Here is a 13933-nt window from a genome sequence, read left to right as displayed (position 1 = left end):
GCCATGACCTGGATGACAGTCGAGCACCGGATGCTCTCGGACATGACCGCCAAGTTCATCACCGAGGAATGGCGGCCGCATTTTGCCCGTTGGCGCAAGGCGGGGATCATGGACCGCGACTGCTGGCTTGAGGCGGGGGCCCTTGGCCTGCTCTGCCCGTCCATCCCCGAGGAATACGGCGGCGCTGGCGGCGATTTCGGGCATGAAGCAGTCATCTGCATCGAACAGGGCCGCGCCAATCTGGCAAGCTGGGGCAATCCCATCCATTCCGGCATCGTCGCACATTATATCCTTGCCTATGGGTCCGAGGCGCAAAAGCAGAAATGGCTGCCCAAGATGGTTTCGGGCGAAATGGTTGGCGCGCTGGCCATGACCGAGCCCGCCGCCGGATCGGATGTGCAGGGCATCAAGACCCGTGCCATCCGGGACGGCAACGCTTATCGGCTTTCGGGGCAAAAGACCTTTATTACCAACGGCCAGCATGCCGAGCTGATCATCGTCGCGGCCAAGACCGACCCCAAGGAAGGGGCCAAGGGCATCTCCTTGGTGGTTGTGGAAACCGAAGGCGCGCAGGGTTTCACGCGCGGGCGCAATCTTGAAAAGGTCGGGATGCATGCGGGCGACACGTCCGAGCTGTTCTTCGACAACGTCGAGATCCCGCCGGAGAACATCCTTGGCGGCGAGGAGGGGCGCGGCTTTTATCAGATGATGCAGCAATTGCCGCAGGAGCGCCTGATCATCGCCTGTGGTGCGCAAGGGGCGATGGAGGGCGCGGTGGAGCGCACGATCAGCTATTGCAAGGAGCGTCAGGCCTTTGGTGGCCCGGTTCTTCAGTTCCAGAACACCCGCTTCAAACTGGCTGAATGCCAGACCAAGACCGCCGTCTGCCGCGCGTTTCTGGATGCCTGTATCAACGAGCATCTAAGCGGCGACCTCAGCGTGGAGAAGGCCGCGATGGCCAAATACTGGCTGACTGACAGCCAAGGCGAAGTGCTGGATGATTGTCTGCAACTGCATGGCGGCTATGGCTATATGCAGGAATACGACATCGCAGAAATGTGGGCCGATGCCCGCGTGCAGCGCATCTATGGCGGCACCAACGAAATCATGAAAGAGCTGATCGCGAGGGCGCTGTGAGGGTTGAGGCGGCAGTCAGTGTGGCACAGTCGAAGCCGGGGGTTTCACACCCCCGGACCCCCGTGGAGTATTTCAGCCATGATGAACCATGGCCCGCATCTTCACTGTTCCCAAATCACTCAAATCCAACGCCCGCCAAGGGTGGAATGCCGGGAGGGCACACATGACCATCAAACTCCACTGCTTCGGCGAAAGCGGCAATGCCTACAAGGCGGCGCTGGCACTGCAACTCTCCGGTCTCGACTGGACGCCGGTCTTTGTCGATTTCTTCGGAGGTGAGACACGGCAGCCCGCGTTCCGCAAGATCAACGTCATGGGCGAGGTGCCGGTGTTGATCGATGGTGACGTGACCTTGACCCAATCGGGTGTCATGCAGATGTATATCACCGAGAAAACCGGCAAATTCGGCGGGACCACGCCGGAGGAGGCACGCGAGGTGATGCGCTGGATGTTCTGGGACAACCACAAGCTCAGCAGCCCGGTTGGCATGACGCGGTTCCTGATGAACTTTCTGCCTGAGGATAAGCGCCCCGAAGGCGCGATCCCCTTTACCCAAGGTCGCCTCAAGGCGGCCTATGCCACGCTCGACACCCATCTTGCAGGGCGCGACTGGATCGTGGGCGACGCGATCACCAATGCCGATCTCTCGTGCTGCGGCTATCTCTACTATCCAGAGCCTTTCGGTTTTGATCGCAAGGATTGGCCCAATATCGACCGGTGGCTGAACAACATCAGTGCCACGCCCGGCTGGAAACACCCCTATGACCTGATGCCCGGCAGCCCCGCTGACCGCGCCTGAACGAAGGAGACCGATATGTCTGACGCCTATATCTACGACACCGTGCGCACGCCGCGCGGAAAGGGCCGCAAGGACGGCGCGCTGCACGAGGTGACGGCTGCGCGTCTCTCGGCGCAGGTGCTCAATGCACTGAAATCCCGCAATAGTCTCGATGGTCACGCCGTCGAGGATGTGATCTGGGGCAATGTCACGCAGGTGATGGAGCAGGGCGGCTGCCTTGCGCGGACTGCCGTGCTCGCCTCTGATCTGGATGAGAGCATCCCCGGCCTTGCCATCAACCGCTTTTGCGCCTCTGGCATGGAGGCGGTGAACCTTGCCGCCAACCAGATCAAGGGCGGGGCCGGTGACGCCTATATTGCAGGCGGGGTCGAGATGATGGGCCGCGTTGCCATGGGCAGCGACGGTGCGGCGATTGCCGTGGACCCGTCGATTGCGATGGAAACCTATTTCGTGCCGCAGGGTATTTCCGCGGACATCATCGCCACTGAATACGGGTTCAGCCGGGATGAGGCGGACGCGCTTGCGATGGAGTCGCAGCGCCGGGCCAAGGCGGCCTGGGATGACAAGCGGTTCGCGAAGTCCATCATCGAGGTGCAGGATCAGAACGGCCTGACCATTCTTGACCATGACGAATACATGCGCCCCGGCACCGACATGCAGACACTGGGCGCACTCACGCCGGCGTTTCAGGCGATGGGCGAGGTGATGCCGGGTTTTGATGCCATCGCCAAGATGAAGTATCCCCATCTGGAGCGGATCAACCATATCCACCACGCGGGCAATTCCTCGGGCATCGTCGATGGCGCGGCGGGTGTGCTCATTGGGTCCAAGGAGTTTGGTGAGAAGTGGGGCCTCAAGCCCCGCGCGCGGATCGTGCAGACCTGCAAGATCGGCACCGATCCCACGATCATGCTAACCGGCCCCGTTCCCGCCACACAGAAAATTCTTGCCGATAGCGGCATGTCGATTTCGGACATCGACCTCTTCGAGGTAAACGAGGCCTTCGCCAGCGTTGTTCTGCGCTTTCAGCAGGCCTTCGAGGTCGACCCCGGTCTGGTCAATGTGAACGGCGGCGCGATTGCCATGGGCCATCCGCTCGGGGCCACGGGCGCCATCATCATCGGCACGCTGCTGGATGAGTTGGAGCGCACGGGCAAAGGCACGGGTCTTGCCACGCTCTGCATCGCATCCGGCATGGGGGCCGCCACGATCATCGAGCGCGTCTGATGCCCAAGCTGGACCTTTCGAAAATCCCGTTCAAGGGCGGCTCAAGCTATCCCGGCAAGCTGGCCCAGGCCATGGCCGGGCGCAGCAGCCAGGCCTTGGGCGATGCAGGCGGGCTCAGCCAATATGGCGTTAATCTCGTGCGGCTTGACCCCGGCGCGATGTCGTCCTTGCGCCATTACCATATGGCGCAGGACGAGTTCGTGATGGTGACGGAAGGAACCTGCACCCTGATTGACGATCAGGGCGAGCATACGCTGCAGGCCGGCGATTGTGCCACTTTCCCGGCAGGCGAGGCCAATGGCCATCACCTTGTGAACAAGACCGAAGTGCCCGCCGTTTTTCTGGTGGTGGGCACACGAACCGAAACAGAGACCGGATATTACAGCGATCTCGACATGAAGGTGTCGGTGGATGCGGCCGGTTACACCTTTACCCGCAAAGATGGCAGCCCGCTGACGGCTGACCAGATCGGAGAGTAAGATATGACTGATTTCACGATGAAAACCGACAGCGACGGCGTGGCCATCATCACATGGGACACCGTTGGCAAGTCGATGAATGTTATGAACGGCCAAGGGTTTCTTGACCTTGAGGCGCTGATTGACAAGGCCTTGGCGGATGAGGCCGTCAAGGGCGTGATCATCACCTCTGGCAAAGAGGGGTCCTTCGCGGGAGGTATGGACCTCAACATCATCGCCAAGATGCGCGATGACGCGGGCGACAATCCCGCCAAGGGGCTCTTTGACGGGGTGATGGGGATGCATGCCATCCTGCGAAAGATCGAGCGCGCGGGCATGGACCCCAAGACCAACAAGGGCGGCAAGCCGATTGCCGCCGCTCTGCCTGGCACGGCGCTTGGCATTGGCCTTGAAATTCCGCTGGCTTGTCACCGCATCTTCGCCGCCGACAACCCCTCGGCCAAAATCGGCCTGCCCGAGATCATGGTCGGGATTTTTCCCGGTGCGGGCGGCACAACACGTCTTGTGCGCAAGTTGGGCGCGATGGCGGCCTCGCCTCTCCTGCTTGAAGGCAAGCTGAATGACCCGAAAAAGGCCAAGGCCGCCGGCGTGGTCGATGAGGTGGTGCCCGCCGATCAACTGATCGAGAAAGCGCGTGAATGGGTTCTGAGCAACCCCGTGATCGTCAAGCCCTGGGATGACAAGGGCTACAAGATGCCCGGCGGCGCGCCCTATCACCCGGCAGGTTTCATGACATTCGTCGGCGCGTCGGCCATGGTCAACGGCAAGACCCAAGGTGCGTTCCCGGCAGCCAAGGCGCTCTTGTCTGCGGTCTATGAAGGCGCGCTCGTGCCGTTCGACACCGCTCTCAAGATCGAGGCGCGCTGGTTCGTCAATGTGCTGATGAACCCGAGTTCCAGTGCGATGATCCGCTCTCTTTTCATCAACAAGGAGGCGCTGGAAAAGGGCGCCAACCGCCCCGACGTGTCCGATCAGAAGGTCAAGAAGGTCGGCGTGATGGGCGCGGGCATGATGGGGGCGGGCATTGCTCTTGTCTCCGCCATGGCGGGCATGCAGGTGGTTCTGATCGACCAGAAGCAAGAGGCGGCGGACAAGGGCAAATCCTACACCGCCGATTTCATGGATCAGGGCATCAAGCGCGGCAAGGCCACGGCAGAGAAGAAGGCGGCGACGCTGGACCTCATCACCGCGACGACCGATTACGCGGCGCTCAAGGGCTGTGATCTGATCATCGAAGCGGTGTTCGAGGACCCGAAGGTCAAGGCTGAAGTTACCAAAGAGGTGCTCAAGGTTGTGGACAAAGAGTGCATATTTGCCACCAATACGTCCACTCTGCCGATCACCGAACTTGCGAAAGCCTCGGACAACCCCGAAAACTTCATCGGTATCCACTTCTTCTCGCCGGTGGAAAAGATGATGCTGGTCGAGATCATCAAAGGTGCGAAAACAGGCCCGCGCGCCGTTGCCAAGGCGCTGGATTACGTCCGGCAAATCCGCAAGACGCCGATCGTGGTCAATGATGCACGCTTCTTCTACTGCAACCGCTGCATCATTCCCTATATCAACGAGGGCCTGCGCATGGTGGCCGAGGGCGTGGCACCCGCGCTCATCGACAATGCCGCGCGGCAGTTGGGCTTTCCGGTCGGACCGCTGCAACTGGTCGATGAAACCTCGATTGATCTGGGTGCGAAAATCGCCCGCGCCACCAAGGCGGCCATGGGCGATGCCTATCCGGATGCTGCTGTCGACGAGGTGATCTTCTACATGGAAGGCGAGGGGCGTCTGGGCCGCAAATCCAAGGCCGGGTTCTTTGACTATGACGACAAGGGCAAGCGCCTGGGTTATTGGCCGGGTCTGGCCACCAAATACCCCCGCGCCACAGAGCAGCCAGATCTGCATGAGGTGCAGCATCGCCTGATGTTTGCGCAAGTCCTCGAAGCGGTGCGTGCGCTGGAGGAGGGTGTGCTCGAGGACATCCGCGAGGGCGATGTGGGTGCCATTCTGGCCTGGGGCTTTGCGCCCTGGTCGGGCGGGCCGTTTTCCTGGCTCGACATCATTGGCACGCCCTATGCCGCAGAGCGGTGCGACCAGTTGGCCGAGAAATTCGGTCCGCGTTTCACAACGCCCAAACTGCTGCGAGAGATGGCGGACAAAACCCAGAGCTTCTATGGACGCTTTGGCGGGCAGGCGGCTGCGGCCTGATGATACGATCCCCGGCGCGCTGCCGCGGCGCGCCGGGGTATTCTTTCAAAGCGGCACAAACGCGTCCTGATTGCCGCTATACTGTTCCAGAGCACCAGAGCCTATTTCGTGCCAGAGCCCGTGAAGCGTAAGCGCGCCCTCTGACACGGCCTTGGCCACGAACGGAAACGTCATCAGGTTCTCGAGCGAGATCACCACCGCCTGTTTTTCCAGCGCATTCATCTGGGCGTCGGCATCGGCCATATCCTTGACCCGCTCATATCCGGGCCGCAGGATGTCGAGCCACCGTCCGACAAAGCTGGTCTGCTTGTCCAGTTCCGGTGCGTGGCCCGAACACATATCAAGACATCCCTTGACCCCGCCGCAGGCGGAATGGCCGATCACGATCACATGCGCCACCTTGAGCGCTGTCACCGCATATTCCACCGCCGCCGAGGTGCCGTGCTGGGCACCATCGCTCACATAGGGCGGGACAAGGTTGGCGATATTGCGGTGGATAAAGAACTCTCCCTGATCTGCGCCAAAGATCGACGTCACATGCACCCGGCTGTCGCAGCAGGAAATCACCATGGCGCGGGGGTGCTGACCCTGCTGCGCCAGATGCCGATACCATGACTGGTTCTCGGTATAGCTCGTGGCCTTCCAGCCATGAAAGCGGTGCACCAGATAGGCGGGCAGGGGGCGGGCATGTTCCATGGTCTCTCCCGGGGTTTGGGCAATCGACTGGTCAATAGTCGGGATTCGCCTCGAATTCGAGTGACAATTTGCGCCGCCGGAAACCATTTGGGAACTGCAATGGCGTCATTCTGCCCGCGCCGTGGGGGCAAACTGACATCGTGGGTGAGAATGTGGACCAAGTGACATTGCTGAAACAACAGGAGCGGGTGCGGCTCGACGCGCATCGGCTTGCGGCGCTCTACTTGCAATTGGGTGAGGCAAATGCCGAGGATGTGGTGTGTCGCGCGCTCGAGGAATTGGCGGCGCGGCTTACCCATGCTGAGCGGCTGTATCGTGAGGGGCAAATGGCTGATCTGCGCAAATGCACGCGCAGCCTGATCGCCATCGCGGATCAGATCGGTATGCTGCATCTGGCGCGGGTGGCGGGGGATGTAACCGGCTCTATCGACGCAGGTGATGCCAACGCCCTTGCCGCGACCTTTGCGCGGCTGTTGCGGATCGGTGAGCGCTCGCTTTGCGAAATCTGGGATATGTCTGACCCGCCCCTCTGACTGGTTCAAATGACGGGTTGCAGGCGGCGTAATCGTGGCTAGGCTGGCGCGCATTGTTCTTGCCAGAAGGTCCGCCAGAATGAGCCTCAGATTCGCCGCCCCCGACACGCCCGCCCTGCCGCTGCACCTTGTGGCTGAGGAGGCTCTTGAGGGGTGGCTTGCAGGGCAAACGCCCGAAGTTGCGGCATGGGTGCGCGCCATGGGGTTCACAGGGGCACTTGGGCGCGTTCTGATCGTGCCCGATACGACGGGTGGCATTGCCATGGCCTTGGGCGGTTATGGAACGGCTGCGACGCGCGCGCGGGGCCGGTTTCATCTGGCGGGGATCGCTGCGGCCTTGCCCGCAGGCACCTACTGGGTCGTAGGTTTGCCCGAGGATCAGGCCGAGACCGAGTGCTTGGGCTGGCTCTTGTCGCACTACGCCTACGAGCGCTATCGTGCCCAGTCCCCGGCCAAGGCCGCGGCTGGTCGCGCCCCAGGGTATTGACGCCGCGCGGCTGGAGATCATTGCGGCGGGTGAGGCGCTGACCCGCGATCTCATCAACACCCCGGCGAATGATCTTGGCCCCGATGCCCTTGAGGCCGCTTGTGTTGCCATCGCTGAGCAGAACGGCGCACACGTGACCTGCGTGCGGGGCGAAGACCTGCTGGCGCAGAGTTTTCCGCTGATCCACACCGTCGGACGCGCCTCTGCTGTGCCCCCGCGCCTCATGGATTTGCGGTGGGGCAAGACGGGGCCTAAACTGACGCTTGTGGGTAAGGGGGTCTGTTTCGACACCGGCGGGCTCAATCTCAAGCCCGGCTCCTCCATGGGGTTGATGAAAAAGGACATGGGTGGGGCTGCCACGGTTCTGGGCCTTGCGCATATGATCATGGCGCTCGATCTGCCGGTGCAGTTGCGCGTGCTGATCCCGGCGGTGGAAAACGCGGTTGCGGGCAATGCCTTTCGTCCCGGCGATATCCTGACAGCCCGCAATGGGCTGACGGTCGAGGTCAACAACACCGATGCCGAGGGGCGGTTGGTGCTGGCGGATGCGCTATCCTATGGGGCCGAGGATGCACCCGATCTGATGATCTCGATGGCGACGCTTACCGGGGCCGCGCGTGTGGCGCTTGGGCCGGACCTTTCGCCCTATTACACCGACGATGCCTGTTTTGCCGAGGCACTTGAGGCCGCAGCGGCGCGCGTGGCCGATCCGGTCTGGCGTCTGCCGTTTCACACGCCTTATGAGGCCATGATCGAGCCGGGGATTGCCGATCTCGACAACGCGCCTTCGGGTGGCTTTGCAGGCTCAATCACCGCCGCGCTATTTCTGCGCCGCTTTGCGGGTGGGCTGAACTACAGCCATTTCGACATCTACGGCTGGACGCCCTCCGCCGCCCCCGCCCGGCCAAAGGGAGGCGTTGGCATGGGCGCGCGGGCATTGCTGGAGGCTATACCCGAGGTGCTGGGGTTGTGACCGCAAGCCACCTCATTGCCATGCCTCTCGTTGACCTCTTGCGTTGCCCGGATGGTCCGCGCGACAGGCAACTTTTGATGGGAGAGACCGTGACCGTGACGGGCGTCACGGATGGCTGGGCAGAGGTCTGCGCCGCCCGCGACGGCTATCCTGGATTTGTGCCCATTGGGGCGCTGACAGAGGGGGCCGTCACACACCGCGTCAGCGCCCGCGCTACGCATGTCTACCCCAAGCCGGATTTCAAGGCCCGTGAGCTGTTCAGTCTTGGTCACGGTGCGTGTCTTGAGGCGCTCTCTGACGAGGGACGCTTTGCCGAAACACCGCACGGCTATGTGCCGCGTGCGCATCTGACAGCTCTGGCTGTTCATGCGGCCGACCCTGTCGCCGTGGCCGAGATTTATCTTGGCACCCCCTATCTTTGGGGCGGCAATTCTAGTTTCGGGATCGACTGCTCTGGTCTGGTGCAGGCAGGATGCCTGGCCTGCGGCATCGCCTGCCCCGGTGACAGTGGTCCGCAAGAGCAAGGTCTGGGGGAACACCTGTCAGATACTGCGCCGCTTCGACGCGGCGATCTTCTTTTTTGGCGCGGGCATGTGGCGTGGGTTTCGGATCCTGACACGCTCCTCCATGCCAACGCGCATCACATGGCCGTGGCCTATGAACCCATCACGGATGCCATCGCCCGTATCGCGGCACAGGGCGACGGCCCCGTCACCTCTCGCAAACGCCTGAAAGGACTGTCATGACCTCCGATCCCTTCTTTCATCCGGTGTCCGGTTTTGAGTTGCCGCGCTTTGCCGGTGTGCCCACCTTCATGCGCCTGCCCTATGTGCCCACAGGGCATGCAAAGTTTGACGAGGTGCAGATCGGCTTGATCGGCGTGCCGTGGGACAGTGGCACCACCAATCGCCCCGGTCCGCGCCACGGCCCCCGCCAGTTGCGCGATGCCTCCACGATGATCCGCGCGCAGCATCCGACATCCGGCATGCGCCCGTTCGAGGCAGTGAATTGCGCCGATCTGGGGGATGTGGGGCCAAACCCTGCGGATATCATCGACAGCATGCGTCGGATTACTGAATTTTACGATAGTGTGACCGGCGCGGGGATCCTCCCGTTGACCGCAGGCGGTGATCACCTCACGACCCTGCCGGTGCTTCGGTCGCTGGCCCGCCGCGCGCCGGTGGGCATGATCCACTTCGACAGCCACACAGACCTCTATCACTCCTATTTCGGCGGCACGATGTATACCCACGGCACCCCCTTCCGCCGCGCCGTGGAAGAGGGTCTGCTCGACCCCAAGCGCGTGGTGATGATCGGGCTGCGCGGCACCATGTATGACACCGAAGATCGGGATTTCGCGGCGGCCGTTGGCATCCGCCTGATCCTGATCGAGGAATTCCATGCGCGCGGTCCCGAGGATGTGATGGCCGAGGCACGCGAGATTGCAGGTAGCGGTGATACCTATGTCAGTTACGACATCGATTTTGTTGATCCTACCTTCGCGCCCGGCACCGGCACACCTGAGGTGGGCGGCCCCAACAGCTATCAGGCATTGCAGGTGGTGCGCGGGCTGGAAGGGGTCAACATTATCGGTGCCGATCTGGTCGAGGTGTCCCCGCCGTTTGACGCCTCTGGCGGCACGGCCTTTTTGGGGGCGTCGATCATGTTTGAACTGCTCTGCGTCATGGCGGGGCAACACGCCGAGGGGTAAGGCCCCAACAGATCACACATGACGCATGGTTTGGCGGTGCCCTCCGCCAAACCCTTTGGAATCCGTGTGCGAATCCTATATGGGATCATATCCCAGCCCGAACCGCGACAGGCCCATGACCCAAACTGCCCCGATCACACAGGATGTTCTGACAATCCCCCGCAAGTTGCCCGAGGGGCCGGTGAACCTTGTCGGTCTCACCCGCGATACCCTGCGCGAGGTTCTGATCGCGCATGGCACGCCCGAAAAGCAGGCCAAGATGCGGGTCAACCAGATCTGGCAATGGATTTATCAATGGGGCGTGCGCGATTTCCATGCCATGACCAATCTGGCCAAGGCCTATCGCGCGGAACTTGCCGAGAAGTTCGTGGTGGCGATCCCCGAAGTCGTGAGCAAGCAAGTCAGCGCCGATGGCACGCGAAAGTATCTGGTGCGCATCGCGGGCGGTCACGAGGTCGAGGTTGTCTATATCCCCGAAACCGATCGCGGCACGCTGTGCATCTCTTCTCAGGTGGGCTGCACGCTCACCTGTTCGTTTTGCCACACCGGCACACAGAAACTGGTGCGCAACCTGACGGCCGGCGAGATCATCGGTCAGGTGATGCTGGCGCGCGACGACCTGAATGAATGGCCGAAACCGGGCGAGCCTGCGGGCGAACGTCCGCGCCTTATCAGCAACATCGTTCTGATGGGCATGGGCGAGCCGCTTTATAATTTCGACAACGTGCGCGATGCGATGAAGATCGCCATGGATGGCGAGGGGATTTCCCTGTCGCGCCGCCGCATCACGCTCTCGACCTCTGGTGTGGTGCCTGAGATTGCCAAGACGGCAGAGGAAATCGGCTGTCTCTTGGCCGTGAGCTTTCACGCCACCACCGACGAGGTGCGCGACACGCTGGTGCCGATCAACAAGAAATGGAACATCGCCACGCTGCTCGAGACGCTGCGCGACTATCCGCGCCTGTCTAATTCCGAGCGGATCACTTTTGAATATGTCATGCTCAAAGGGGTCAATGACAGTGACGCCGACGCCCGCCGTCTGGTACAACTGATCAAGGGCATCCCGGCCAAGATCAATCTCATCCCATTCAACGAATGGCCCGGAAGCCCCTATCAGCGCAGCGATTGGGAGCGGATCGAGCGTTTTGCCGACATCATCTACAAGGCCGGGTATGCCAGCCCGATCCGCACGCCACGGGGCGAAGACATCATGGCCGCCTGCGGTCAATTGAAATCCGCCACCGAGCGCGCACGCAAATCCCGTGCTCAGATCGAGGCCGAGGTTGGGCATTAGGCCCATGACCGCCTTTCCCTCTCTGCCGCAACCGATGAACGCCAAGGGTGATCCCCGCCTTGTGGGGGTCGAGATCGAGCTTGGCGGCTTGCCCGTAGAGCAAGTGGCGCGCCTCTGTGCAACCACGCTGGATGGCACCGCGTCCCAAGTCGACAGCCATATCTGGCGTGTCGAGAACAGTCAGATCGGCGAGATCGACATCTATCTCGACATCTTTCTACGCAACTCCCAGCAGAGCAAACTGCGTGATCTGGCTCTTGATCTGGGGCGCGATGTGGTGCCGGTGGAAATCGTCACCGAACCGCTCGACATGGATGGCCTTGGCCGTCTTGACGATCTGCGCAATGCCTTGCGGGATGCGGGGGCCTTGGGTAGCGGCGCAGGCTGGTTCTTTGGCTTTGGACTGCATCTCAACATCGAGATGGCCAGCGAGGCGGATGCGGATACGGTGCGTCCCTTGCTGGCCTATGCCCTGATCGAGGATTGGTTGCGCGCCGCCAACCCGATTGACGAGTCCCGGCGCCTCTTGCCCTTTACGGACCCATACCCGATTGATTTCACCCGTGCGTTGATCAAGGCCGGACCGGGTGCCAGCCGCGACCATGTGACAGGTCTCTATCTCGAACTCACCCCGAGCCGAAATCGTGGTCTCGACATGCTGCCGCTCTTTGCGCATTTCGATGAGGCGCGGATCAGGGCGGCCATCACCGACAAGACATCTGCGCGCCCGACCTTTCATTTCCGCTTGCCCGATTGTCGGATCGACGAGCGCGGCTGGTGCATAGCCGATGAATGGCAGCGCTGGCTCACGGTGGAACGGGCGGCTGCGGATACGGCGCTGCTTACCCGCCTGTCACAGGCATGGCTCGACGATCACGGCTTGCTGACGCTCTCGCGTCAGAGTTGGGCCACCCGCGCGGGGCGAATCCTGCAATCGGCGGGGCTGGACCGCGCATGACCTCTCGTCGCCCGGTGATCGGGGTCACTGTCTCGCGCCGCTCGGGGTGGCGTATCTTTCCACTCATCGCGCTCAATGTGTGGCTGGCTGGCGGGCGCGCTCTGCGCTGGCAGGCGGGGCGTGTCGCCGACATTACCACCGTAGACGGGCTTATCATCGGTGGCGGGGATGACATTTCGCCGGATCTCTATGGCGGACGGCTTGTGAAATCCGCGCGCCTTGATCCTGACCGAGATGCGTTGGAGCGCAAGTTGGTGCTCGCAGCGTTCGAGCATTTCAAGCCTGTCTTGGGCATCTGTCGGGGCAGTCAGATGCTCAACATAGCACTTGGCGGCACGCTGCATCAGGATGCCTATGCCACCTATCAAGCCAGCGACCATATCCGCACCGTGCTTCCGCGCAAGACCGTGCAGATCGTGCGTGGCACGCGCCTGGCAAAGCTCGCTGGAGCAAAGCCGATGAAGGTGAACGCCCTGCACACGCAGGCCGTGGACCGTTTGGGGGATGGGTTGCGCATCGCGGCGCGGGACAGCGGGGGCATGATTCAGGCAATCGAACGGATGACAGAGCCCTTTGCCTTGGGCGTGCAATGGCACCCCGAGCATCTCTTTTATGCGCATCGGCAAATGGGCATCTTTCGTGCGCTCATGGCCGCCGCATCTGCGCGCCGCGACGATGCTGCGCAATTGCCCGGCGTGGATGCTGCGGCACGTTGATCTTGCCCTGACAATTCCCCGGCCCTGCCATAATCCGGTGCGATTGCCGCCACATCCGTCACCTATCCCTAAGATTAGAGGCAAATTTTAACAGGGATAGAAACAATGAACCTGAACCATACTGACAGCAGCACAGAAATCCGCAACCTCGTGATGCGCGAGCGTCATCTCGCCGTTTCCGAGCGGGAATGGAAGCACCGCCTGCGCGGGTATGGCTATGCCATCCGCGACACAGCAGAGGGGCGCTTTGTCACCTCGATCCGTCAGGATGCGCCGCTCTGCCAGCTGAGCTGATCGCGCCCTGTTTCAGGCTGAAATCTACAGGCGACTGACACTTGGGCTGATAGGGCTAAGCCACAAGAACGACAAACCCCCGAAGCATCTGCCCGGGGGTCGTCAAACGTGCCGCAAAAACCTGCGGAGAGCGCTCTTAGAGCATGCCTTCGCGCTGCGCTTTCTTGCGCGCCAGTTTCCGGGCACGGCGAATCGCTTCGGCCTTCTCGCGCGCTTTCTTCTCGGACGGCTTTTCGAAATGTTGCTTGAGCTTCATTTCACGAAAAACGCCTTCGCGCTGCAGTTTTTTCTTCAGAGCGCGAAGCGCCTGATCGACATTGTTGTCGCGAACACTAACCTGCATGTGGTGTCACCACCTTCCTAAGTTAAAGTTGCAATAGATTGCAGGAAGGCGCCGTATAGCAAAGCATCCCGGATTTGTCTAGGG

Annotated in this window: 14 protein-coding genes and 1 pseudogene; 13 read left to right on the top strand and 2 right to left on the bottom strand. The window is 61.6% G+C overall.

The genetic code is table 11. The features are described 5' to 3' along the window. The first annotated feature begins 3 nt into the window (after nucleotides 1-3). From ROSMUC_RS04885 to ROSMUC_RS04865, 5 genes are all read left to right on the top strand, one after another. Entirely contained in the window at nucleotides 4-1137 is a 1134-nt protein-coding gene (locus ROSMUC_RS04885) for an acyl-CoA dehydrogenase family protein (RefSeq protein ID WP_037270219.1), read from the top strand. A 163-nt stretch (nucleotides 1138-1300) separates the two neighbouring features. After that, a complete protein-coding gene (locus tag ROSMUC_RS04880) occupies nucleotides 1301-1936 on the top strand; it encodes a glutathione S-transferase family protein (protein WP_037270217.1) in 636 nt (211 codons plus the stop codon). Nucleotides 1937-1951: 15 nt separating this feature from the next. Then, a complete protein-coding gene (locus ROSMUC_RS04875; RefSeq protein WP_037270215.1) occupies nucleotides 1952-3163 on the top strand; it encodes an acetyl-CoA C-acetyltransferase in 1212 nt (403 codons plus the stop codon). After that, nucleotides 3163-3642 carry a cupin domain-containing protein gene (locus tag ROSMUC_RS04870; RefSeq protein WP_037270213.1) on the top strand — a complete coding sequence of 160 codons (480 nt, stop codon included), beginning with the start codon at nucleotides 3163-3165 and terminating at the stop codon, nucleotides 3640-3642. Before ROSMUC_RS04875 ends, ROSMUC_RS04870 begins: the two co-directional genes overlap by 1 nt. 3 nt (nucleotides 3643-3645) lie before the next feature. Then, nucleotides 3646-5844 carry a 3-hydroxyacyl-CoA dehydrogenase NAD-binding domain-containing protein gene (locus tag ROSMUC_RS04865; protein WP_037270212.1) on the top strand — a complete coding sequence of 733 codons (2199 nt, stop codon included), beginning with the start codon at nucleotides 3646-3648 and terminating at the stop codon, nucleotides 5842-5844. A 45-nt stretch (nucleotides 5845-5889) separates the two neighbouring features. On the opposite strand, the gene ROSMUC_RS04860 is transcribed toward ROSMUC_RS04865, so the two are convergent. Then, on the bottom strand, nucleotides 5890-6540 hold the full coding sequence (locus tag ROSMUC_RS04860; protein ID WP_008279607.1) for a carbonic anhydrase: 651 nt from the start codon (nucleotides 6538-6540) through the stop codon (nucleotides 5890-5892). A 140-nt stretch (nucleotides 6541-6680) separates the two neighbouring features. On the opposite strand from ROSMUC_RS04860, the gene ROSMUC_RS04855 reads away from it, so the two are divergent. From ROSMUC_RS04855 to ROSMUC_RS04820, 8 genes and pseudogenes are all read left to right on the top strand, one after another. Next, complete coding sequence (locus ROSMUC_RS04855) at nucleotides 6681-7073, top strand: hypothetical protein (protein ID WP_102105870.1); 393 nt, start codon at nucleotides 6681-6683, stop codon at nucleotides 7071-7073. Nucleotides 7074-7152: 79 nt separating this feature from the next. Next, nucleotides 7153-8533, top strand: a pseudogene (locus ROSMUC_RS04850) (leucyl aminopeptidase family protein). A 20-nt stretch (nucleotides 8534-8553) separates the two neighbouring features. Continuing rightward, a complete protein-coding gene (locus ROSMUC_RS04845; protein WP_425442767.1) occupies nucleotides 8554-9279 on the top strand; it encodes a C40 family peptidase in 726 nt (241 codons plus the stop codon). Continuing rightward, nucleotides 9276-10244, top strand: a complete 969-nt coding sequence (locus ROSMUC_RS04840) for an agmatinase (RefSeq protein WP_037270207.1) — start codon at nucleotides 9276-9278, stop codon at nucleotides 10242-10244. Before ROSMUC_RS04845 ends, ROSMUC_RS04840 begins: the two co-directional genes overlap by 4 nt. A gap of 115 nt (nucleotides 10245-10359) precedes the next feature. Then, nucleotides 10360-11538, top strand: coding sequence for a dual-specificity RNA methyltransferase RlmN (rlmN, locus tag ROSMUC_RS04835; protein ID WP_037270205.1), 1179 nt, complete (start codon nucleotides 10360-10362; stop codon nucleotides 11536-11538). Nucleotides 11539-11542: 4 nt separating this feature from the next. Further along, entirely contained in the window at nucleotides 11543-12496 is a 954-nt protein-coding gene (locus ROSMUC_RS04830; protein WP_037270204.1) for an amidoligase family protein, read from the top strand. Further along, the gene (locus ROSMUC_RS04825) at nucleotides 12493-13212 is read left to right on the top strand and encodes a gamma-glutamyl-gamma-aminobutyrate hydrolase family protein (RefSeq protein WP_037270202.1); all 720 of its coding nucleotides are present in this window, start codon (nucleotides 12493-12495) and stop codon (nucleotides 13210-13212) included. Before ROSMUC_RS04830 ends, ROSMUC_RS04825 begins: the two co-directional genes overlap by 4 nt. A 105-nt stretch (nucleotides 13213-13317) precedes the next feature. Further along, nucleotides 13318-13506: a hypothetical protein gene (locus ROSMUC_RS04820; protein WP_037270200.1), complete on the top strand. Its 189-nt coding sequence runs from the start codon at nucleotides 13318-13320 to the stop codon at nucleotides 13504-13506. A gap of 136 nt (nucleotides 13507-13642) precedes the next feature. On the opposite strand, the gene rpsU is transcribed toward ROSMUC_RS04820, so the two are convergent. Further along, entirely contained in the window at nucleotides 13643-13849 is a 207-nt protein-coding gene (gene rpsU / locus ROSMUC_RS04815; RefSeq protein WP_008207378.1) for a 30S ribosomal protein S21, read from the bottom strand. Nucleotides 13850-13933 lie beyond the last annotated feature (84 nt).

This window comes from Roseovarius mucosus DSM 17069, assembly GCF_000768555.3.
GTDB lineage: Bacteria > Pseudomonadota > Alphaproteobacteria > Rhodobacterales > Rhodobacteraceae > Roseovarius > Roseovarius mucosus.
The sequence above is the reverse complement of the archived record's forward strand: the minus strand, read 5'-3'. Positions and strand labels throughout refer to the sequence as shown.

Excerpts from the sequence above, each read along its gene's own strand:
- ROSMUC_RS04885 (WP_037270219.1), top strand. The coding sequence starts at position 4 with ATGACCTGGATGACAGTCGAGCACCGGATGCTCTCGGACATGACCGCC.
- ROSMUC_RS04880 (WP_037270217.1), top strand. The coding sequence starts at position 1,301 with ATGACCATCAAACTCCACTGCTTCGGCGAAAGCGGCAATGCCTACAAG.
- ROSMUC_RS04875 (WP_037270215.1), top strand. The coding sequence starts at position 1,952 with ATGTCTGACGCCTATATCTACGACACCGTGCGCACGCCGCGCGGAAAG.
- ROSMUC_RS04870 (WP_037270213.1), top strand. The coding sequence starts at position 3,163 with ATGCCCAAGCTGGACCTTTCGAAAATCCCGTTCAAGGGCGGCTCAAGC.
- ROSMUC_RS04865 (WP_037270212.1), top strand. The coding sequence starts at position 3,646 with ATGACTGATTTCACGATGAAAACCGACAGCGACGGCGTGGCCATCATC.
- ROSMUC_RS04860 (WP_008279607.1), bottom strand. The coding sequence starts at position 6,540 with ATGGAACATGCCCGCCCCCTGCCCGCCTATCTGGTGCACCGCTTTCAT.
- ROSMUC_RS04845 (WP_425442767.1), top strand. The coding sequence starts at position 8,554 with ATGCCTCTCGTTGACCTCTTGCGTTGCCCGGATGGTCCGCGCGACAGG.
- ROSMUC_RS04840 (WP_037270207.1), top strand. The coding sequence starts at position 9,276 with ATGACCTCCGATCCCTTCTTTCATCCGGTGTCCGGTTTTGAGTTGCCG.
- rlmN (WP_037270205.1), top strand. The coding sequence starts at position 10,360 with ATGACCCAAACTGCCCCGATCACACAGGATGTTCTGACAATCCCCCGC.
- ROSMUC_RS04830 (WP_037270204.1), top strand. The coding sequence starts at position 11,543 with ATGACCGCCTTTCCCTCTCTGCCGCAACCGATGAACGCCAAGGGTGAT.
- ROSMUC_RS04825 (WP_037270202.1), top strand. The coding sequence starts at position 12,493 with ATGACCTCTCGTCGCCCGGTGATCGGGGTCACTGTCTCGCGCCGCTCG.
- ROSMUC_RS04820 (WP_037270200.1), top strand. The coding sequence starts at position 13,318 with ATGAACCTGAACCATACTGACAGCAGCACAGAAATCCGCAACCTCGTG.
- rpsU (WP_008207378.1), bottom strand. The coding sequence starts at position 13,849 with ATGCAGGTTAGTGTTCGCGACAACAATGTCGATCAGGCGCTTCGCGCT.